General features: G+C 52.0%; 17 protein-coding genes. 16 read left to right on the top strand and 1 reads right to left on the bottom strand.

Annotated elements, in window-relative coordinates; genetic code table 11:
* Position 1: 1 nt before the first annotated feature.
* Entirely contained in the window at positions 2-793 is a 792-nt protein-coding gene (gene map / locus GN242_RS17130; protein ID WP_154752595.1) for a type I methionyl aminopeptidase, read from the bottom strand.
* A gap of 371 nt (positions 794-1,164) precedes the next feature.
* On the opposite strand from map, the gene rpsB reads away from it, so the two are divergent.
* The 16 genes from rpsB to dnaE all read left to right on the top strand — a co-directional run bounded on the left by rpsB (position 1,165) and on the right by dnaE (position 20,238).
* Positions 1,165-1,890, top strand: a complete 726-nt coding sequence (gene rpsB / locus GN242_RS17125; RefSeq protein WP_062747118.1) for a 30S ribosomal protein S2 — start codon at positions 1,165-1,167, stop codon at positions 1,888-1,890.
* A 326-nt stretch (positions 1,891-2,216) separates the two neighbouring features.
* Entirely contained in the window at positions 2,217-3,068 is an 852-nt protein-coding gene (gene tsf, locus GN242_RS17120; protein ID WP_154752594.1) for a translation elongation factor Ts, read from the top strand.
* A gap of 154 nt (positions 3,069-3,222) precedes the next feature.
* A complete protein-coding gene (gene pyrH, locus GN242_RS17115; RefSeq protein ID WP_062747112.1) occupies positions 3,223-3,948 on the top strand; it encodes a UMP kinase in 726 nt (241 codons plus the stop codon).
* Between the two features lie 133 nt (positions 3,949-4,081).
* Positions 4,082-4,639: a ribosome recycling factor gene (gene frr, locus GN242_RS17110; RefSeq protein WP_156287892.1), complete on the top strand. Its 558-nt coding sequence runs from the start codon at positions 4,082-4,084 to the stop codon at positions 4,637-4,639.
* Positions 4,640-4,787: 148 nt separating this feature from the next.
* On the top strand, positions 4,788-6,002 hold the full coding sequence (ispC, locus tag GN242_RS17105) for a 1-deoxy-D-xylulose-5-phosphate reductoisomerase (protein WP_154752592.1): 1,215 nt from the start codon (positions 4,788-4,790) through the stop codon (positions 6,000-6,002).
* Positions 6,003-6,296: 294 nt separating this feature from the next.
* Complete coding sequence (gene ispU / locus GN242_RS17100) at positions 6,297-7,049, top strand: (2E,6E)-farnesyl-diphosphate-specific ditrans,polycis-undecaprenyl-diphosphate synthase (RefSeq protein WP_154752591.1); 753 nt, start codon at positions 6,297-6,299, stop codon at positions 7,047-7,049.
* Positions 7,050-7,067: 18 nt separating this feature from the next.
* Positions 7,068-7,925, top strand: a complete 858-nt coding sequence (gene cdsA, locus GN242_RS17095) for a phosphatidate cytidylyltransferase (RefSeq protein ID WP_154752590.1) — start codon at positions 7,068-7,070, stop codon at positions 7,923-7,925.
* Between the two features lie 9 nt (positions 7,926-7,934).
* The gene (rseP, locus tag GN242_RS17090; protein ID WP_154752589.1) at positions 7,935-9,284 is read left to right on the top strand and encodes a sigma E protease regulator RseP; all 1,350 of its coding nucleotides are present in this window, start codon (positions 7,935-7,937) and stop codon (positions 9,282-9,284) included.
* Between the two features lie 166 nt (positions 9,285-9,450).
* Entirely contained in the window at positions 9,451-11,862 is a 2,412-nt protein-coding gene (bamA, locus tag GN242_RS17085; protein ID WP_154752588.1) for an outer membrane protein assembly factor BamA, read from the top strand.
* Positions 11,863-11,979: 117 nt separating this feature from the next.
* Positions 11,980-12,477, top strand: coding sequence for a molecular chaperone Skp (skp, locus tag GN242_RS17080; RefSeq protein ID WP_156287891.1), 498 nt, complete (start codon positions 11,980-11,982; stop codon positions 12,475-12,477).
* A gap of 3 nt (positions 12,478-12,480) precedes the next feature.
* Positions 12,481-13,503 (top strand): UDP-3-O-(3-hydroxymyristoyl)glucosamine N-acyltransferase, encoded by a 1,023-nt coding sequence (lpxD, locus tag GN242_RS17075; protein ID WP_154752586.1) that lies wholly within the window; start codon positions 12,481-12,483, stop codon positions 13,501-13,503.
* 147 nt (positions 13,504-13,650) lie between these two features.
* Complete coding sequence (gene fabZ, locus GN242_RS17070) at positions 13,651-14,106, top strand: 3-hydroxyacyl-ACP dehydratase FabZ (RefSeq protein WP_133842187.1); 456 nt, start codon at positions 13,651-13,653, stop codon at positions 14,104-14,106.
* A gap of 3 nt (positions 14,107-14,109) precedes the next feature.
* Complete coding sequence (gene lpxA, locus GN242_RS17065) at positions 14,110-14,898, top strand: acyl-ACP--UDP-N-acetylglucosamine O-acyltransferase (protein WP_156287890.1); 789 nt, start codon at positions 14,110-14,112, stop codon at positions 14,896-14,898.
* Between the two features lie 3 nt (positions 14,899-14,901).
* Entirely contained in the window at positions 14,902-16,047 is a 1,146-nt protein-coding gene (gene lpxB, locus GN242_RS17060) for a lipid-A-disaccharide synthase (RefSeq protein WP_154752585.1), read from the top strand.
* Positions 16,044-16,667 (top strand): ribonuclease HII, encoded by a 624-nt coding sequence (gene rnhB / locus GN242_RS17055; RefSeq protein WP_154752584.1) that lies wholly within the window; start codon positions 16,044-16,046, stop codon positions 16,665-16,667. Before lpxB ends, rnhB begins: the two co-directional genes overlap by 4 nt.
* Before the next feature lie 88 nt (positions 16,668-16,755).
* A complete protein-coding gene (dnaE, locus tag GN242_RS17050; protein WP_154752583.1) occupies positions 16,756-20,238 on the top strand; it encodes a DNA polymerase III subunit alpha in 3,483 nt (1,160 codons plus the stop codon).
* Positions 20,239-20,248 lie beyond the last annotated feature (10 nt).

The raw sequence follows: 20,248 nt of genomic DNA, 5'->3' as shown, positions 1-20,248 counted from the left end.
ACTATTCTGCAACCAGAATGGCCGGGATAGTGTCGTCTTTGCGCAGCGTCATAATTTCGCAGCCGTTTTCTGTCACCACAATAGTGTGTTCGTACTGAGCGGACAAGCTGCGATCTTTAGTTTTTACCGTCCAGCCATCTTTCATGCTGCGAATGCGGTAATCACCGGCATTGACCATAGGTTCAATGGTGAAAGCCATACCAGCCTGCAATACTACGCCGCCGTCATCAGCATCGTAGTGCAGTACCTGTGGTTCTTCATGGAAGCCTTTACCGATGCCGTGACCGCAGTATTCACGCACGACCGAGAAATCCTGCGCCTCTACGAATTTCTGGATCTCACGGCCCAGGGTGCGCAGACGGATTCCTGGTTTCACCAGACGCAGAGCAAGATAGAGGCTCTCCTGAGTGACGCGGCACAGGCGCTCGCCCTGAATGGTCGGTTTGCCGACGATAAACATGGTGGAGGTATCGCCGTGATACTCATCTTTAATAACGGTGACATCAATATTGACGATATCGCCATCTTTAAGGATTTTTTCATCGCTCGGAATGCCGTGACACACCACTTCATTCACTGAAATGCACACAGACTTAGGGAAGCCGTGGTAGCCAAGGCTGGCAGAAACGGCGTGCTGTTTGTTCACAATATGATCGTGGCACAGACGATCAAGCTCGCCGGTGCTGACGCCAGGTTTAACGTGCTCTTCAATCATCTCAAGCACTTCGGCGGCGAGGCGGCCAGCCACGCGCATTTTTTCGATCTCTTCTGGGGTTTTAATTGAAATAGCCATTCATCAGATCCGCATTTGTCGTCATTTTCGACAATAATAAAAATAGTGCTGCAATGGTAGCAGTCCCCCAGGACGCTGCCAATTGTAGTTTGTGGCGTAAGCTGCGGTAGATAGGCGGATCGGTCAATTTCGGCGGATAAAGCAACTACTGGTTGGCTTCAACCCATGAATTATGGTATAAAGCGCGCCGACGATTCTCTGTCTGGTGGAGTTTCACTGAGGCCAGAGAAACGCATAAATCTCACTATGTGTAAATAACACACACGTATCGACACCTACGCCGGGGTGCCTTGCTGGTTCGAAAGAGCCGATAGGTCGGTTGTATGGGATACGTGGAGGCTTAACCCCAAACTATATCTATAGAGGTAATCATGGCAACTGTTTCCATGCGCGACATGCTCAAGGCCGGTGTACACTTCGGTCACCAGACCCGTTACTGGAACCCGAAAATGAAGCCATTCATCTTCGGCGCTCGTAACAAAGTTCACATCATCAACCTTGAGAAGACTGTACCAATGTTCAACGAAGCTCTGGCTGAGTTGAGCAAGATCTCTTCCCGTAAAGGTAAGATCCTGTTCGTTGGTACTAAGCGCGCTGCAAGCGAAGCGGTAAAAGAGCACGCTCTGAGCTGCGACCAGTTCTTCGTTAATCACCGCTGGTTGGGTGGTATGCTGACTAACTGGAAAACTGTTCGTCAGTCAATCAAACGACTGAAAGATCTGGAAATTCAGTCTCAGGATGGCACTTTCGACAAACTGACCAAGAAAGAAGCTCTGATGCGCGCTCGTGAACTGGCCAAGCTGGAAAACAGCCTGGGCGGGATCAAAGACATGGGCGGCCTGCCAGACGCACTGTTTGTTGTTGATGCAGATCACGAACACATCGCTATCAAAGAAGCAAACAACCTGGGTATCCCAGTGTTTTCTATCGTTGATACCAACTCTGATCCAGACGGCGTTGACTTCATTATCCCAGGTAATGACGATGCAATCCGTGCTGTTAGCCTGTACCTGACTGCAGTGGCTACCACTGTACGTGAAGGTCGCTCTCAGGATCTGGCTCAGCAGGCTGAAGAAACCTTCGCTGAAGCTGAGTAATAAGGCTTGCTCTTAACAGAGCCCTTGTACATCAGATGTGAATCTGTAAGGAAGGGGCCTTGATTGGCCCCTTTATTTTTTCGACTTCGCTTTGCCGATTGTCATATTAATCCGATAGATTTCACGTTGCAGTAAGGCGGCAACTGAGGGCAGTCCAGAGGCTTACATCAGTAGGTGACTGGGAGGACCGAAGACAGCCAACGCATCTGCGGCTGGAAAGATGAAGGAAAATTCGGCGGGGCAGAATGTTTCTCCCGAGACCAGGCATCTGTAGCGAACGCCATCACTGGCCAGCTGACAGATGCACGCTAACCGAGGATTAGAGAATGGCTGATATTACCGCTGCTCTGGTAAAAGAACTGCGCGAGCGCACTGGCGCTGGCATGATGGATTGTAAAAAAGCACTGACCGAAGCCAATGGCGACATCGAGCTGGCGATCGAGAACATGCGTAAATCTGGCGCGATCAAAGCCGCTAAGAAAGCAGGCAACGTTGCTGCTGATGGCGTGATCAAAACCAAGATCGAAGGCAGCTACGGTGTGATTCTGGAAGTTAACTGCCAGACCGACTTCGTTGCTAAAGATGCTGGTTTCCAGGCATTCGCTGACAAAGTGCTGGATGCTGCTTTTGCAGGCAAAATCACTGACGTTGAAGTGCTGAAAGCCCAGTTCGAAGAAGAGCGCGTTGCGCTGGTTGCTAAGATCGGTGAGAACATCAACATTCGTCGCGTATCTTCTCTGGAAGGCGAAGTGCTGGGTTCATACCTGCACGGTGCGCGCATCGGTGTTCTGATCGCTGCTAAAGGCGCTGACGAAGAGCTGGTTAAGCAGCTGGCAATGCACGTTGCTGCTAGCAAGCCAGAATTCGTTAAGCCTGAAGATGTGTCTGCTGAAGTGGTAGAGAAAGAGTACCAGGTTCAGCTGGACATCGCTATGCAGTCTGGCAAGCCAAAAGAAATCGCAGAGAAAATGGTTGAAGGCCGCATGAAGAAATTCACCGGCGAAGTTTCTCTGACCGGTCAGCCTTTCGTCATCGACCCAAGCAAAACTGTGGGCCAGTTGCTGAAAGAGAAAAATGCAGACGTGACCAACTTCATCCGCTTTGAAGTGGGCGAAGGCATTGAGAAAGCTGAGACAGACTTTGCGGCAGAAGTCGCAGCGATGTCCAAACAGTCTTAATGTTCCGAAAAGAACCGCCAGATGGCGGTTCTTTTTTGCCTGCATTTAGCAGCGCATTTTCAGTCTCATCCCAATAGTAATTCTCCGATGCTTTTAGGATGATACCGCACACAGTTAACACCCCTTTTCGACGATATCTTCCAGGAAAAAAACCATGGCGACCAATGCAAAACCCGTATATCAACGTATCCTGCTGAAACTGAGTGGCGAAGCCCTGCAAGGCGCTGAAGGCTTCGGTATCGATGCCAGCGTGCTGGATCGTATGGCTCAGGAAGTGAAAGAGCTGGTAGAGCTGGGCATTCAGGTAGGTGTGGTTATCGGTGGTGGTAATCTGTTCCGTGGTGCAGGTCTGGCCCAGGCAGGGATGAACCGTGTTGTTGGCGACCATATGGGTATGCTGGCAACAGTGATGAATGGCCTGGCAATGCGTGATGCTTTGCACCGTGCCTATGTTAACGCCCGCCTGATGTCTGCAATTCCACTGAACGGCGTGTGTGACAACTACAGCTGGGCAGAAGCTATCAGCCTGCTGCGTAATAACCGCGTAGTGATTTTCTCCGCTGGTACCGGCAACCCGTTCTTCACCACTGACTCCGCAGCCTGCCTGCGTGGGATTGAAATTGAAGCCGATGTCGTGCTGAAAGCGACTAAAGTTGACGGCGTTTACTCTTCCGACCCGGTGAAGAACCCGGATGCCGTCCTGCACGATCAGCTGACCTATACTGAAGTGCTGGATAAAGAGCTGAAAGTCATGGATCTGGCGGCATTTACCCTGGCTCGTGACCACTCATTGCCGATTCGCGTGTTCAATATGAACAAGCCTGGCGCACTGCGTCGCGTGGTGATGGGTGAAAAAGAAGGCACACTGATCACGCATTAATATCAGTCTGTGGTCAAAGTAAGGTATAATTACCCGGAGTATTAATCCGTATCAGGATTATCTTTATATGCATTCGAACGGCTTCAGGCAGCGCCTGAAGTCGGTGGATCAAACAGAATCCAAGGGTTCCCACGTGATTAACGACATCAAGAAAGATGCAGAAACACGCATGGATAAATGCGTTGAGGCATTCAAAAACCATATCAGCAAAATTCGCACCGGTCGCGCTTCGCCAAGCATTCTCGACGGTATCATGGTTGATTATTACGGCTCTGCGACTCCGCTGCGTCAGTTGGCCAGCGTCACGGTAGAAGACTCCCGTACGCTGAAAATCAACGTTTTCGACCGTTCAATTAGTGCTGCTGTGGAAAAAGCGATCATGGCCTCTGACCTGGGTCTGAACCCAATGTCAGCGGGTACCGATATTCGCGTACCGTTGCCAGCACTGACTGAAGAGCGTCGTAAAGACCTGATCAAAATCGTGCGCGGTGAAGCCGAGCAGGGTCGTGTCTCTGTGCGCAACGTACGTCGTGATGCAAACGACAAAGTAAAAGCGCTGCTGAAAGATAAAGAGATCAGTGAAGACGACGATCGTCGTTCACAGGAAGAGATTCAGAAAATGACCGACGTGTTTATCAAGAAAATTGATGTCGGCCTGGCAGAAAAAGAAGCGGAGCTGATGGACTTCTGAGTTCGTCATCACCCAATGAAACGCCGCACAGATTGCCGTTCGCACGAAGGGCCGCTCTGGCGGCGTTTTGCATTTGTTAACTACCCCGGTGGGCATGTTTCCCTTTCCTGAATTTCGCCTGCATCGGGTCACTACACAGAGCAGCCTCATGAAACATTTGACGATCCTCGGTTCGACCGGTTCAATCGGTACCAGCACGCTGTCCGTGGTAAGTGCTAACCCCCACCTGTTTGCCGTTAAGGCACTGGTTGCCGGGCGTAATGTTGAACTGATGGCCGAACAATGTCTGGCATTTCGCCCGGAATATGCCGCGATGTCGGATGATAAAGCAGCGGAAGCACTGCGGCTTCGTCTGAAAGATCTGAATGTAGACACCGAAGTATTAAGTGGAGAGCAGGCCGCCTGCGATCTCGCCGCACTTGATGGCGTCGACCAGGTAATGGCCGCTATTGTTGGTGCAGCAGGATTATTACCTACCCTGGCCGCAATTCGTGCCGGAAAGCAGGTGTTACTGGCGAATAAAGAGTCGCTTGTTACCTGCGGTCGCCTTTTTCTGGATGCGGTAAGCGCCTCCAAAGCACAGCTGTTGCCTATCGACAGTGAGCACAATGCCATTTTTCAGAGTTTGCCTGCTTCCCTCCAGCAGCAGTTAGGGTACGCTTCTCTGGAAGATAATGGCATTAACAGCATTATCCTCACGGGGTCAGGTGGCCCGTTTCGTGAGACGCCGCTGGCAGAATTACGCCATATGACGCCCGACCAGGCGTGCGCGCATCCGAACTGGTCGATGGGGCGAAAAATCTCCGTCGACTCGGCCACCATGATGAATAAAGGCCTGGAATATATCGAAGCCCGCTGGTTGTTTAATGCAACCGATGCGCAGATGGAAGTTGTTCTGCATCCGCAGTCTGTTATTCATTCGATGGTACGTTATCGGGATGGCAGCGTTATTGCCCAGCTTGGATCGCCGGATATGCGTACGCCAATAGCTCACGCGATGGCCTGGCCGCAGCGCGTAAACTCAGGTGCCCAACCACTTGATTTCACCCGCATGTCGGCGCTGACCTTTGCTGAACCTGATTACGCCCGCTATCCCTGCCTCAAACTGGCTATCGATGCCAGTATCACGGGGCAGGCGGCGACCACCACGCTGAATGCAGCTAATGAAATTGCGGTTGCCGCTTTTCTTGCGTCTGAAATCCGCTTTACCGACATTGCTGCGTTGAATGTTGCAGTTCTGGAATCGTTGACGTGCCAGGAGCCTTCAAGTGTTGAAGCGGTCATCGCTATTGACCAGGAAGCCCGCGCTACAGCGACTGCTTTACTGCCACGTTTTTCTGCTGGTCGGGTCAGCGCAATTTAACGCGTCGCTATTTGTGAGCGCTGTACGGAGGTGGTATAGTCTTGCCCCACTGTTTCGGTATCACGATGTGATTTGGCGGATAACTTCGCGCAATTGCACTGTTTTTGCGCCGGGCAGGTGAGATATTTCAGAAGCCGATGCATACCCAAATCAGTGGAGTTGCAGCAAGGCGGCGAGTGTCTGATCCTCTGGAAACTTATATTATTAAGTGGGCGGAGTGGAGGCACACAGCCAACTCAGCGGCAGCTTCGATAATGAAGGGTATATTTCTGAATAAGGAAATAGTTACGCGTTATGTCGTCCGAAAATCAATTACAAACCGATGACCCGCAGGGGGCAGGCCCCCGCCATGTGGCCATCATTATGGATGGCAACGGCCGCTGGGCAAAAAACCAGGGCAAGCTGCGTATTTCTGGTCATAAAGCGGGAGTGAAATCCGTGCGCCGTGCGGTGAGCTTCGCGGTCAGCAATAAGCTGGATGCGCTCACGCTTTATGCCTTCAGTAGTGAAAACTGGAATCGCCCTCAGCAGGAAGTTCTGGCGCTGATGGAGTTGTTCGTCTGGGCACTCGATAGCGAAGTTAAAAGCCTGCATAAACATAATGTCCGGTTGAAAATTATCGGTGATATCAGTCGGTTCAACGCCCGCCTGCAAGAGCGCATTCGACGTGCTGAGGAACTTACTCAACAAAATAATGGACTAACACTCAACATTGCCGCGAATTATGGCGGACGTTGGGATATTATCCACGGGGTCAGAAAAATAGCAGAGCGAGTACAGGAAGGACTTCTTCGTCCGGATCAGATTGAAGAAGAGACCCTTAGCCCGTATCTTTGCCTCAATGAACTGGCACCTGTGGATCTGGTAATAAGGACCGGGGGAGAGCATCGGATTAGTAATTTCCTGCTGTGGCAAGTTGCCTATGCGGAGTTCTGGTTTACCGAAACTCTTTGGCCTGATTTTGATGAACAAGTTTTTGAAGGTGCACTGAATGCGTTTGCACAACGAGAGCGTCGGTTTGGCGGCGCAGCACCCGGCGGCGCATAAGCGCACTGGGGGTAATCTTTGTTAAAATCTCGCCTGATTACCGCGTTTATATTAATTCCCATCGTCATTGCAGCGCTGTTTTTGCTGCCGCCGTTAGGGTTTGCCATCACTATTTTAGTGATCTGCATGCTGGCCGCATGGGAATGGGGCCAGTTTGCGGGCTTTGCTGCCCGTTCCCAGCGCATCTGGCTCGCACTGCTGTGCGGCCTGTTGCTGGCATTTATGCTTTTCACGCTTCCTGCTTATCAGCACTCTGTGCATCTGCCACAAATCGGTGGTGCCCTTTGGGTCGCGCTCGGGTGGTGGGTGGTGGCGCTGTTGCTGGTGCTTTCCTATCCAGGCTCTGCCGCGTTCTGGCGCAATTCCCGTCCGCTGCGGCTGGTGTTCGGCCTGCTCACTATCGTCCCGTTCTTCTGGGGGATGCTGGCCCTGCGCCAGTACCACTATGAAGCCGATCATTATGCTGGCGCCTGGTGGCTGCTGTATGTGATGTTCCTCGTTTGGGGAGCCGACTCTGGTGCTTATATGTTTGGCAAGCTATTTGGCAAGCATAAGCTGGCACCGAAGGTATCGCCAGGCAAAACGTGGGAAGGATTTTTTGGCGGACTGGTTACCTCAGCCCTTCTTTCGTGGCTGTTCAGCGTATTTGCTCCGCTGCAAGTGCCGCTGCTGACCTTACTGATCTGCTCGATTACCGCTGCGCTGGCTTCAGTGCTCGGTGATTTAACCGAAAGCATGTTTAAGCGTGAAGCGGGCATTAAAGACAGTGGTAATCTGATTCCGGGTCATGGCGGTATTCTTGACCGTATTGATAGCCTCACAGCGGCTGTGCCGGTATTTGCCTGCCTGTTGCTGCTGGTCTTTGGGACGCTGTAGGGAAACATTATGTTGAGCGTACTCTGGAGTTTTGCTGCTTTTGTTCTTGCCCTGGGGATTTTAATCACCGTGCATGAATTTGGCCATTTTTGGGTGGCCAGGCGCTGTGGCGTGAAAGTAGAGCGTTTCTCTATTGGTTTTGGCAAGGCGTTATGGCGACGCCGTGACAAGCAGGGCACAGAGTACGTTATTGCGCTGATCCCGTTAGGTGGCTACGTTAAGATGCTTGATGAGCGTGTGGAAAGCGTGCCACCTGAACTTCGCCATCAGTCCTTCAATAACAAAACTATTCTCCAGCGTACCGCCATCATTAGTGCCGGTCCAATCGCTAATTTCATCTTTGCTATCTTCGCTTACTGGCTGGTGTTTATCATCGGTGTGCCTGGCGTTCGTCCCGTTATTGGCGAAATAGTAAGCGGATCGCCTGCCGCTGAAGCGCAAATTACCCCTGGTACGGAACTTAAAGCCGTTGACGGTATCGAAACGCCTGATTGGGATGCTGTGCGTATGGCACTGGTTGCGAAGATTGGTGATGAAAGCACCACTTTTACCGTAGCTCCATTCGGCACTGAAAAAACCAGTGATATGAAGGTAAATCTGCGCGGCTGGCAGTTTGAGCCAGACAAGCAGGATCCGGTGACATCATTGGGGATACAGCCGCGTGGGCCACAAATCGAATCGATACTGGCACAGGTGCAAAAGAATTCCGCTGCAAGTCGAGCGGGTTTGCAAGCTGGCGACAGGATCGTTAAAGTCGATGGCCAGCCTCTGGAACAGTGGCAGAATTTTGTTGCCACGGTTCGTGACAGTCCCGGTAAAAACATAGCAATTGAGGTGGAACGTCAGGGCAGCACAGTCGATTTGACTCTCAAGCCGGACGTCAATCCTGATAATAAGGCGCAAGGGTTTGCCGGGGTTATTCCGCGCATTATTCCTCTGCCTGAAGAGTACAGAACGGTGCGCCAGTATGGCCCGTTTGCCGCCATTGGTGAAGCCAGTGCGAAAACGTGGCAACTGATGAAACTTACGGTCAGTATGCTGGGCAAATTGATTGTTGGTGATGTGAAGTTGAATAATCTCAGCGGGCCGATTTCGATCGCGCAGGGAGCTGGGATGTCAGCGGAATACGGTTTGATTTACTACCTTATGTTCCTCGCTCTGATTAGCGTGAACCTCGGGATTATCAATCTGTTCCCATTGCCGGTGTTAGATGGTGGCCATTTGCTTTTCCTGCTGATCGAGAAGATCAAAGGGGGGCAGGTGTCCGAGCGAGTTCAGGACTTCAGTTATCGTATCGGCTCGATTGTGCTGGTGCTGTTAATGGGGCTTGCGCTATTCAATGATTTCTCAAGGCTATAGTGATTCAGAAATTCGCAAGCTAAGAGCAGACAAAGCGGAAGATTACGAAAAAGTGCAGTTTACCAGGGTAAATAAGCATTTGAGTAGAGTTACAACGCCTTATGCTCGACGCGCAGCTATTTCTTTTCATGGCACGAGAACCTGTTAGGAAGAATGCATAAAAACGATGGCGATGAAAAAGTTGCTCATAGCGTCGCTGCTGCTTAGCAGCGCTACCGTATACGGTGCAGACGGATTCGTAGTGAATGATATTCACTTTGAAGGCCTGCAGCGAGTCGCCGTCGGTGCGGCATTGCTCAGTATGCCAGTCCGCGTTGGAGATACCGTTTCCGATGAAGATCTCAGTAACACTATTCGTGCACTGTTTGCGACCGGGAATTTCGAAGACGTTCAGGTTCTGCGCGACGGCAATACGCTGATCGTCCAGGTGAAAGAGCGTCCGACCATTGCCAGCATCACTTTCTCCGGTAACAAAGCGGTGAAAGAGGACATGCTTAAACAGAACCTTGAAGCATCAGGTGTGCGCGTTGGTGAAGCTCTGGATCGCACCACGATCTCCTCAATTGAGAAAGGGCTGGAAGACTTCTATTACAGCGTTGGTAAATACAGCGCCAGTGTGAAAGCTGTGGTAACGCCACTGCCACGTAACCGTGTTGACCTGAAGCTGGTCTTCACTGAAGGCGTTTCCGCTCAGATTCAGCAGATCAACATCGTAGGTAATAAAGCTTACACCTCTGATGAACTGATCTCTCGCTTCCAGCTGCGTGATGAAGTGCCATGGTGGAACGTTGTCGGCGATCGCAAATATCAGAAACAGAAACTGGCAGGCGATCTGGAAACACTGCGTAGCTTCTATCTGGATCGCGGCTATGCTCGTTTCAATATCGACTCCACTCAGGTCAGCCTGACGCCGGACAAAAAAGGTATTTATATTACCGTTAACATCAATGAAGGCGAGCAGTACAAGCTTTCAGGCGTAACTGTTAGCGGTAACCTGGCCGGACACTCAGCGGAAATCGAAACCCTGAGTAAAGTCACGCCGGGCGAACTGTATAACGGTTCGAAAGTGACGCGTATTGAAGATGACATCAAGAAACTGCTGGGCCGTTATGGTTACGCTTACCCGCGTGTACAGACTCAGCCAGAAATCGATGATGCTAACAAAACCGTTAAGCTGCATATCAATGTAGATGCGGGCAACCGTTTCTATGTGCGTAAAGTACGCTTTGAAGGTAACGACACCTCAAAAGATTCCGTTCTGCGTCGCGAAATGCGTCAGATGGAAGGGGCCTGGCTGGGCAGCGACCTGGTAGAGCAGGGCAAAGAGCGTCTGAACCGTCTGGGTTACTTTGAAACCGTAGATACCGAAACTCAACGTGTACCAGGCTCACCTGACCAGGTGGACGTGGTATACAAGGTGAAAGAACGTAACACCGGTACGCTGAACTTCGGCGTTGGTTACGGCACCGAGAGCGGCATCAGTTTCCAGGTTGGCGTTACTCAGGATAACTGGCTGGGTACGGGTAACACCGTTGGTATCAGCGGTACCAAAAACGACTACCAGACCTACGCAGAATTCTCACTGACCGACCCGTATTTCACGGTTGATGGGGTGAGTCTGGGTGGTCGCGTCTTCTATAACGACTTTAAAGCGGACGATGCTGATCTGTCTGACTACACTAACAAAAGTTATGGTGTAGACGGAACGCTGGGCTTCCCGATTAATGAAAACAACAGTCTGCGTGTTGGCCTGGGCTATGTACATAACAGCCTGTCTAACATGCAGCCGCAGATTGCCATGTGGCGTTATCTGCGTTCTGTAGGGCAGAATCCGACGCTTTCTGGCGACGAAGACTACTCCGCAGACGACTTCACCTTTAACTATGGCTGGACGTATAACACCCTTGACCGCGGTTTCTTCCCAACGGCAGGTAACCGTTCCAACCTGAATGGTAAAATTACCATTCCTGGCTCAGATAACGCCTTCTACAAGGTAACGGTGGATACTCAACAGTATGTGCCGCTGAACCAGGATCGCACCTGGGTGCTCCTGGGACGTGGCCGTATTGGTTATGGCGATGGTCTGAGCGGTAAAGAGATGCCGTTCTATGAGAACTTCTATGCCGGTGGTTCCAGCACCGTTCGTGGCTTCCGTTCCAATAACATTGGTCCTAAAGCTGCTTATCTGAATAACGGGTCTTCCGATTGTTCTGGTACAGATGTAAACCGCGTCTGTAATTCCGATGATGCGATCGGTGGTAACGCTATGGCTGTTGCCAGCGCAGAGCTGATTACTCCGACGCCGTTCTTGAGCGAGAAGTACGCTAACTCCGTACGAACATCCCTGTTTGTGGATGCTGGTACCGTATGGGACACCAAATGGGAAAATACTGCCGCCACTCGTGCCGCAGGTATTCCTGACTACAGCGATCCGGGTAATATCCGCATGTCAGCCGGTCTGGCACTGCAGTGGATGTCGCCTCTTGGCCCGCTGGTGTTCTCATACGCCCAGCCGTTCAAAAAGTATGATGGAGATAAGGCCGAACAGTTCCAATTTAACATTGGTAAAACCTGGTAATTCGGACTTGCACGGAAGCACAGCACGAGAGTATCGCGCTTACTTAGTTTTGTAAGAAAGACGGTAAGCGCAACACATGTGTCCGTGACACAAACGTTGATGGTAAGGAGTTTTATAGTGAAAAAGTTGTTGTGTGCCGCAGGTCTGGGTATTGCTCTGGCGGTTTCCGCTGGTGCTCAGGCTGCTGATAAAATTGCAGTGGTGAACGTTTCCAGCATTTTCCAACAGTTACCAGCGCGTGCTACCGTTGCGAAACAATTGGAGAACGAGTTCAAAGGCCGTGCAACTGAGTTGCAGGGTATGGAGCGCGATCTGCAAACTAAAATGCAGCGTCTCCAGCGTGACGGTTCTACCATGAAGGCCACCGAGCGTAGCCGCATGGAAAAAGACGTGATGGCTCAACGTGAAGCGTTCTCAACTAAAGCGCAGGCATTCGAGCAGGATAACCGTCGTCGCCAGATGGAAGAGCGTAACAAAATCCTGAGCCGTATTCAGGACGCTGTACAGAAAGTGGCTGATAGCGAAGGTTACGATGTTGTAATCGATCAGAACGCGGTTGCTTACGCTGCTAAATCTAAAGACATCACTGCTGATGTTCTGAAACAGGTTAAATAATTCATGTTTTCAATTCGACTGGCTGATTTAGCCCAGCAGTTGGATGCAGAATTGCACGGAGATGGCGATATCGTCATCTCCGGCGTTGCTTCTATGCAATCCGCCCAATCCGGTCAGATCACGTTTCTTTCAAACAGCCGTTACCGCGAGCAGCTCGCAGCCTGTCAGGCTTCAGCCGTGGTGCTCACTGAAGCGGATCTGGAATTTTTCCCTGGCGCTGCGCTGGTGGTTAAAAACCCGTATCTGACCTACGCCCGTATGGCACAGCTGCTGGATACGACTCCGCAACCTGCCAAAAATATCGCCCCCAGCGCCGTTATTGATGCCAGCGCACAGCTTGGCAATAACGTCTCAATCGGCGCCAATGCGGTTATCGAATCTGATGTTGTACTCGGCGATAATGTTGTTATCGGCCCGGGTTGCTTTGTAGGTAAAAAGACCCGTATTGGCGCGGGTAGTCGCCTGTGGGCAAACGTTTCTGTCTACCATGAAATCGAAATTGGTTGTGATTGCCTGATTCAGTCCGGTACGGTAATCGGTGCTGATGGCTTCGGCTACGCTAACGATCGCGGCAATTGGGTGAAGATCCCCCAGTTAGGCACGGTTGTTATCGGCGATCGTGTAGAGATTGGTGCTTGTACCACCATCGATCGCGGTGCTCTGGATAACACCCAAATAGGGAATGGTGTTATCATAGATAACCAGTGCCAGATTGCACACAATGTGGTGATTGGCGACAATACCGCAGTGGCAGGCGGCGTAATCATGGCTGGCAGCCTGAAAATCGGCCGCTATTGCATGATTGGCGGGGCCAGCGTGATTAATGGTCATATGGAGATTTGTGACAAAGTTACCGTCACAGGGATGGGAATGGTGATGAGACCTATCACTGAACCTGGAGTATACTCCTCCGGGATTCCGCTGCAGCCCAACAAAACCTGGCGCAAAACTGCAGCTCTGGTGATGAACATCGATGAAATAAGCAAACGCTTAAAAGCCATCGAGCGTAAGGTCACTAAAGACTAAGCGCTGTCACCGCGCTGTCCGGCTTTCATAAATAGAATATGCGAAAGCTTTTGCGTACAGATATAATTTGCGGCCTGCAGACGATTGGATGATCGTTGCGGGCCGTGTCATTGATGCCATCAGAATTTTTAGGACAGGAAGAGTATTTTGACTACTGAAACTCATACTCTGAAGATTGAAGAGATTATTGAACTTTTACCGCACCGTTACCCATTTTTGCTGGTAGATCGCGTACTCGAGTTCGAAGAACACAAGTTCCTGCGTGCAGTAAAAAATGTCTCGGTTAACGAACCGTTTTTCCAGGGCCATTTCCCTGGTAAACCGATTTTCCCTGGTGTGCTGATTCTGGAAGCGATGGCACAGGCAACGGGGATTCTGGCGTTTAAAAGCGTTGGGAAACTGGAACCGGGCGAACTCTATTATTTTGCCGGTATCGACGACGCGCGTTTCAAGCGCCCTGTGGTACCAGGCGACCAAATGATCATGGAAGTCACTTTCGAAAAAACCCGCCGTGGTGTGACGCGCTTTAAAGGCGTGGCCACCGTAGACGGTAAAATTGTCTGCGAAGCAACTATGATGTGTGCTCGCAGCCGGGAGGCTTAATACGTGATTGATAGCACCGCCATAATACATCCCAGCTCTATCGTTGAAGACGGCGCCATTATTGGTGCTGGTGTCCAGATCGGCCCGTTTTGCGTTGTTGGCGCGAACGTTTCGATTGGTGAGGGCACGGTTCTGAAATCACATGTAGTGGTCAATGGTCATACCGTTATTGGTAAAGACAACACCATCTATCAGTTTGCTTCGATTGGTGAAGCTAATCAGGATCTTAAATACGCCGGTGAACCAACACGCGTTGAGATCGGTGACCGAAACCGCATCCGTGAAAGCGTTACTATTCATCGTGGTACGGCGCAGTCTGATGGTCTGACGAAAGTGGGTGATGACAATCTGCTGATGGTTAATGCACACGTAGCGCATGACTGTGTAGTGGGGAATCATTGCATTTTGGCGAATAATGCGACCCTGGCTGGTCATGTAACCGTTGATGATTATGCGATTATTGGCGGTATGACGGCGGTGCATCAGTTCTGTGTTATCGGCGCTCACGTTATGGTGGGCGGCTGCTCCGGCGTTGCCCAGGATGTGCCGCCTTACGTTATCGCTCAGGGTAACCATGCGACACCGTTTGGTATCAACCTGGTTGGCCTGAAACGTCGTGGTTTCAGCAAAGATGCTCTGCATGCTATTACTGCGGCGTACAAACTACTGTATCGCAGCGGGAAAACGCTGGATGAAGTGAAACCTGAAATCGCTGAGATCGCGAAAGCGCATCCTGAGGTTCAGCCGTTTTACGACTTCTTTGCCCGCTCTACAAGGGGTTTAATTCGTTAACTCATGCCAAAGCATCCCTTAACGATTGCCCTTGTCGCCGGAGAAACCTCCGGCGATATTCTTGGTGCAGGTCTCATCCGTGCGCTGAAAGAAAAGCACCCTGACGCTCGCTTTGTTGGCGTTGCTGGCCCGCTAATGCAGGCTGAGGGCTGTGAAGCCTGGTATGAGATGGAAGAGCTGGCGGTGATGGGCATTGTTGAAGTGCTTGGCCGTTTACGCCGCCTCCTGCATATCCGGCGCGATCTTACCCGCCGCTTTACTGCGCTAAAGCCTGACGTTTTTGTCGGCATTGATGCGCCAGATTTCAATATCACCCTGGAAGGACGCCTGAAACAGCAGGGCATTCGCACCATTCATTACGTCAGTCCTTCCGTGTGGGCGTGGCGTCAGAAACGGGTGTTTAAGATTGGCCGCTCCACTGACCTGGTGCTGGCATTTCTGCCTTTCGAAAAAGCGTTCTACGATCGTTTTAACGTGCCATGCCGCTTTATTGGTCATACTATGGCCGATGCGATGCCAATTGAGCCGGATAAACAGGCGGCTCGCCGCGAACTGGGTATTGCTGACGATGCGCTCTGCCTGGCTCTGCTACCCGGCAGCCGCGGGGCTGAAGTGGAAATGCTGAGTGGCGATTTCCTGCGAGCTGCGATGCTGTTACGGGCAAAATATCCGGCGCTGGAGATCGTGGTGCCGCTGGTAAATCCGCGTCGCCGCGAGCAGTTTGAGAACATCAAAAATCAGGTCGCGCCAGATCTGACCATGCATCTTCTTGATGGTCAGGGACGTCAGGCCATGGTCGCCAGCGATGCCGCACTGCTGGCGTCCGGCACGGCTGCGCTCGAGTGTATGCTGGCCAAATGCCCAATGGTTGTGGGTTATCGTATGAAGCCCTTTACCTTCTGGCTGGCGAAACGCCTGGTGAAAACAGACTATGTCTCATTGCCGAATCTGCTGGCAGGCCGCGAGCTGGTGAAAGAGTTGCTTCAGGATGAATGTCAGCCCGATCTGCTGGCCGCCGCGTTAGAGCCGCTGCTGGCTCAGGGTGAAACCCGCGATAAACTGCTGGCGACATTTGCTGAACTGCATCACCAGATCCGCTGGAACGCCGACGAACAGGCTGCGGCGGCTGTACTGGAGCTGTGTCCATGAGTGAATTTATCTATCCCAATGCCGCGCTGATTGCGGGTGTTGATGAAGTGGGCCGTGGCCCATTAGTTGGCGCGGTGGTGACCGCCGCCGTGATCCTCGATCCGTCGCAACCCATTATCGGCCTGGCTGACTCGAAAAAACTATCTGAAAAACGTCGGCTGGCGCTGTACGACGAGATTAAAGAGAAGGCATTAAGCTGGAGCCTGGGCCGCGCCGAACCAGAAGAGATTGACCAGCTGAACATTCTGCACGCCACTATGCTGGCGATGCAGCGCGCGGTGGCAGGGTTGCACCTGACGCCGGACTTTGTTCTGATTGACGGCAATCGTTGTCCGGCGTTGGCGATGCCAAGCCAGGCGGTAGTCAAAGGCGATAGTCTGGTGAGAGAGATCAGCGCTGCCTCGATTATTGCTAAGGTGACGCGTGACCGTGAAATGGCCGAGCTGGATCTGCTCTATCCTGAATATGGTTTTGCTCAACACAAAGGTTACCCGACCGCATTGCATATGGAAAAGCTGGCTCAGTTTGGTGCAACAGCGCAGCACCGGCGCAGTTTTGCCCCGGTGCGCAATGTCTTGATGGATGCTGACGTTGCCGCTGTTGTTACCCGTACGCGATAACTCACACAGCGTGACGTAAACTGTACCAGGGTGCAGTTTTACGTTTGCAGGGTAAGAATCTTCTTCCTCCGTTTTAACAGGATCACCGATGGCCGAACCTCGTTTTATTCATTTACGCGTCCACAGCGACTACTCCATGATCGATGGGCTAGCCAAAACTGGCCCGTTGGTGAAAAACGCGGCAAAAATGGGGATGCCTGCTATTGCGATTACTGACTTCACTAACCTTTGCGGGTTGGTGAAGTTTTACGGCACTGCTCACAGTCAAGGCATGAAGCCGATTATCGGCGCTGATTTCAATGTTAACAGCGAGGCGATGGGCGATGAACTGTCGCAAATAACCGTGCTGGCCGCCGATAACGATGGTTATCAAAACCTTACCCTGCTGATTTCACGCGCATATCAGCGTGGCTACGGCCCGGCAGGCCCGACTATCGATCGGGACTGGCTGGTTGAACACCAGCAGGGAATTATCCTGCTGTCCGGCGGACGACGTGGCGATGTCGGTAAAATGCTGTTGCGTGGGAACAATGCGCTGGTCGCAGAGTGCCTGGCGTTTTATCAGCACCATTTTCCCGATCGCTACTATCTTGAACTGATCCGCACTGGCCGTCAGGATGAAGAGACCTGGCTGCACGCGGCGGTTGAATTGGCTATCGCGAACAGTATTCCGGTGGTGGCTACTAACGAAGTCTGTTTCCTGAAGGAAACTGAATTTGATGCCCATGAAATCCGTGTTGCGATCCATGACGGTTTCACTCTCGATGACCCAAAACGTCCGCGTAATTACAGCCCTCAGCAGTACATGCGCAGCGAAGAGGAGATGTGCGAGCTGTTCTCGGACATCCCTGAAGCGCTGGAAAACAGCGTAGAAATCGCCCGCCGCTGTAACGTGACAATCCGTCTGGGTGAGTACTTCCTGCCCCAGTTCCCGACTGGTGACATGACCACGGAAGATTTCCTTGTCGTGAAATCAAAAGAGGGGCTGGAAGAGCGTCTGGCATTTCTCTTCCCGGATGAACAGGTGCGTGCCGAGCGCCGTCCAGAATATGACGAGCGTCTGGACATCGAGCTGAAGGTAATTAACCAGATGGGGTTCCCTGGTTACTTCCTGATCGTGATGGAGTTTATTCAGTGGTCGAAAGATAACGATGTGCCGGTAGGGCCAGGACGTGGTTCCGGTGCCGGTTCACTGGTGGCTTATGCGCTAAAAATCACCGATCTTGACCCGCTGGCATTTGACCTGCTGTTCGAACGTTTCCTTAACCCGGAACGTGTCTCAATGCCTGACTTCGACGTCGATTTCTGTATGGAAAAGCGCGATCTGGTGATTGAGCACGTAGCAGAAATGTACGGGCGTCAGGCGGTTTCACAGATTATTACCTTTGGTACGATGGCCGCGAAAGCGGTAATCCGCGACGTTGGCCGCGTGCTGGGGCACCCGTACGGTTTCGTAGATCGCATCTCTAAACTGGTGCCGCCAGACCCGGGTATGACGCTTGAGAAAGCCTTTGCGGCGGAACCTCAGTTGCCTGAAATTTATGAGGCAGATGAAGAGGTTAAAGCGCTGATCGATATGGCGCGCATTTTGGAAGGCGTCACGCGTAACGCCGGTAAACATGCCGGTGGTGTGGTGATCGCGCCAACCAAGATTACCGATTTCGCGCCGCTGTACTGCGATGAAAACGGTAACCATCCGGTCACTCAGTTCGATAAGAACGATGTGGAATATGCCGGGCTGGTGAAGTTCGACTTCCTGGGTCTGCGCACGCTGACCATTATCGACTGGGCGCTGGCGATGATTAACGCCCGGCGCGAAAAGCAGGGTGAGCCGCCGATCGATATCGCGGCGATTCCGCTTGAAGATAAAAAAAGTTTCGATATGCTGCAACGCTCGGAAACCACGGCGGTCTTCCAGCTTGAATCACGCGGCATGAAAGACCTGATCAAGCGCCTGAAGCCCGACTGCTTCGAGGATATGATCGCTCTGGTGGCGCTGTTCCGCCCAGGCCCGCTTCAGTCCGGAATGGTGGACAACTTTATTGACCGTAAACACGGACGTGAAGAGATCTCCTATCCGGATATTCAGTGGCAGCATGAGTCGCTGAAGCCGGTGCTGGAGCCAACCTACGGCATTATCCTCTATCAGGAACAGGTCATGCAGATTGCCCAGGTGCTGGCGGGATACAGCCTGGGGGGCGCGGATATGCTGCGTCGCGCAATGGGTAAAAAGAACCCGGTCGAAATGGCCAAGCAGCGCGGCGGTTTTGAAGACGGGGCAAAATCCCGCGGTATTGACGGCGAACTGGCAGTTAAAATATTCGACCTGGTGGAAAAATTCGCCGGTTATGGTTTTAACAAATCGCACTCCGCAGCCTATGCGCTGGTTTCTTACCAGACGCTGTGGCTGAAAGCGCACTATCCCGCTGAGTTTATGGCGGCGGTAATGACTGCCGATATGGATAACACCGAGAAAGTGGTAGGCCTGGTGGATGAGTGCTGGCGCATGGGGCTGAAGGTATTGCCACCGGATATTAACTCCGGGCAGTATCAGTTCCACGTTAACGAGGCCGGGGAAATTGTCTACGGCATTGGCGCGATTAAAGGCGTTGGCGAAGGCCCGATTGAAGCGATTATTGACGCGCGTAACGAAGGTGGCTATTTCCGTGAGCTGTTTGACCTTTGCGCGCGTACCGACACCAAAAAGCTGAATAAGCGGGTGCTGGAAAAATTGATTATGTCCGGGGCATTTGACCGCTTAGGCCCGCACCGTGCGGCGCTGATGAGCGCCTTGCCGGACGCACTGAAAGCGGCAGATCAGCATGCCAAAGCAGAAGCTATCGGCCAGGCCGATATGTTTGGCGTGCTGGCGGAAGCTCCTGAACAGGTGGAGAAGTCCTATGCGGATGTCACACCCTGGCCGGAACAGATTCAGCTGGATGGCGAAAGGGAGACGTTAGGACTTTACTTAACGGGCCACCCGATCAACCAGTATTTGAAAGAGATTGAGCGCTACGTTGGTGGACTGCGCCTGAAAGACATGCACCCGACCGAGCGTGGTAAAATGACTACCGCAGCCGGTCTGGTGGTGGCGGCCCGCGTCATGGTAACTAAACGCGGTAACCGTATTGGCATCTGCACGCTGGACGATCGCTCTGGTCGTCTGGAAGTGATGTTATTTACAGATGCGTTAGACAAGTTCCAGCATATGCTGGAGAAAGACCGTATCCTGATCGTCAGTGGGCAGGTCAGCTTTGATGACTTCAACGGCGGGCTTAAAATGATGGCCCGCGATATGATGGACATTGATGAAGCACGTGAAAAATATGCACGTGGGCTTGCTATCTCGCTGACGGACAGGCAAATTGATGACCAGCTTTTGAACCGTCTCCGTCAATCCCTGGAACCCCATCGTTCGGGGACAATTCCGGTACATCTCTACTATCAGAGAGAGGATGCGCGGGCGAAGTTGCGCTTCGGTGCAACCTGGCGCGTGTCGCCGAGCGATCGTTTGCTGAACGATCTGCGATCGTTGATAGGATCGGAGCAGGTGGAACTGGAGTTTGACTAAAACAGGATTA

It is taken from the genome of Erwinia sorbitola (genome assembly GCF_009738185.1).
In the GTDB taxonomy this organism is placed as follows: Bacteria; Pseudomonadota; Gammaproteobacteria; order Enterobacterales; family Enterobacteriaceae; genus Erwinia; species Erwinia sorbitola.
The sequence above is the reverse complement of the archived record's forward strand: the minus strand, read 5'-3'. Positions and strand labels throughout refer to the sequence as shown.

What these genes read in the sequence shown, in the direction of transcription:
- lpxD (WP_154752586.1), top strand. Translation starts at nt 12,481, where the DNA reads ATGTTTTCAATTCGACTGGCTGATTTAGCCCAGCAGTTGGATGCAGAA.
- map (WP_154752595.1), bottom strand. Translation starts at nt 793, where the DNA reads ATGGCTATTTCAATTAAAACCCCAGAAGAGATCGAAAAAATGCGCGTG.
- pyrH (WP_062747112.1), top strand. Translation starts at nt 3,223, where the DNA reads ATGGCGACCAATGCAAAACCCGTATATCAACGTATCCTGCTGAAACTG.
- rseP (WP_154752589.1), top strand. Translation starts at nt 7,935, where the DNA reads ATGTTGAGCGTACTCTGGAGTTTTGCTGCTTTTGTTCTTGCCCTGGGG.
- bamA (WP_154752588.1), top strand. Translation starts at nt 9,451, where the DNA reads ATGGCGATGAAAAAGTTGCTCATAGCGTCGCTGCTGCTTAGCAGCGCT.
- rpsB (WP_062747118.1), top strand. Translation starts at nt 1,165, where the DNA reads ATGGCAACTGTTTCCATGCGCGACATGCTCAAGGCCGGTGTACACTTC.
- ispU (WP_154752591.1), top strand. Translation starts at nt 6,297, where the DNA reads ATGTCGTCCGAAAATCAATTACAAACCGATGACCCGCAGGGGGCAGGC.
- rnhB (WP_154752584.1), top strand. Translation starts at nt 16,044, where the DNA reads ATGAGTGAATTTATCTATCCCAATGCCGCGCTGATTGCGGGTGTTGAT.
- lpxB (WP_154752585.1), top strand. Translation starts at nt 14,902, where the DNA reads ATGCCAAAGCATCCCTTAACGATTGCCCTTGTCGCCGGAGAAACCTCC.
- ispC (WP_154752592.1), top strand. Translation starts at nt 4,788, where the DNA reads ATGAAACATTTGACGATCCTCGGTTCGACCGGTTCAATCGGTACCAGC.
- tsf (WP_154752594.1), top strand. Translation starts at nt 2,217, where the DNA reads ATGGCTGATATTACCGCTGCTCTGGTAAAAGAACTGCGCGAGCGCACT.
- dnaE (WP_154752583.1), top strand. Translation starts at nt 16,756, where the DNA reads ATGGCCGAACCTCGTTTTATTCATTTACGCGTCCACAGCGACTACTCC.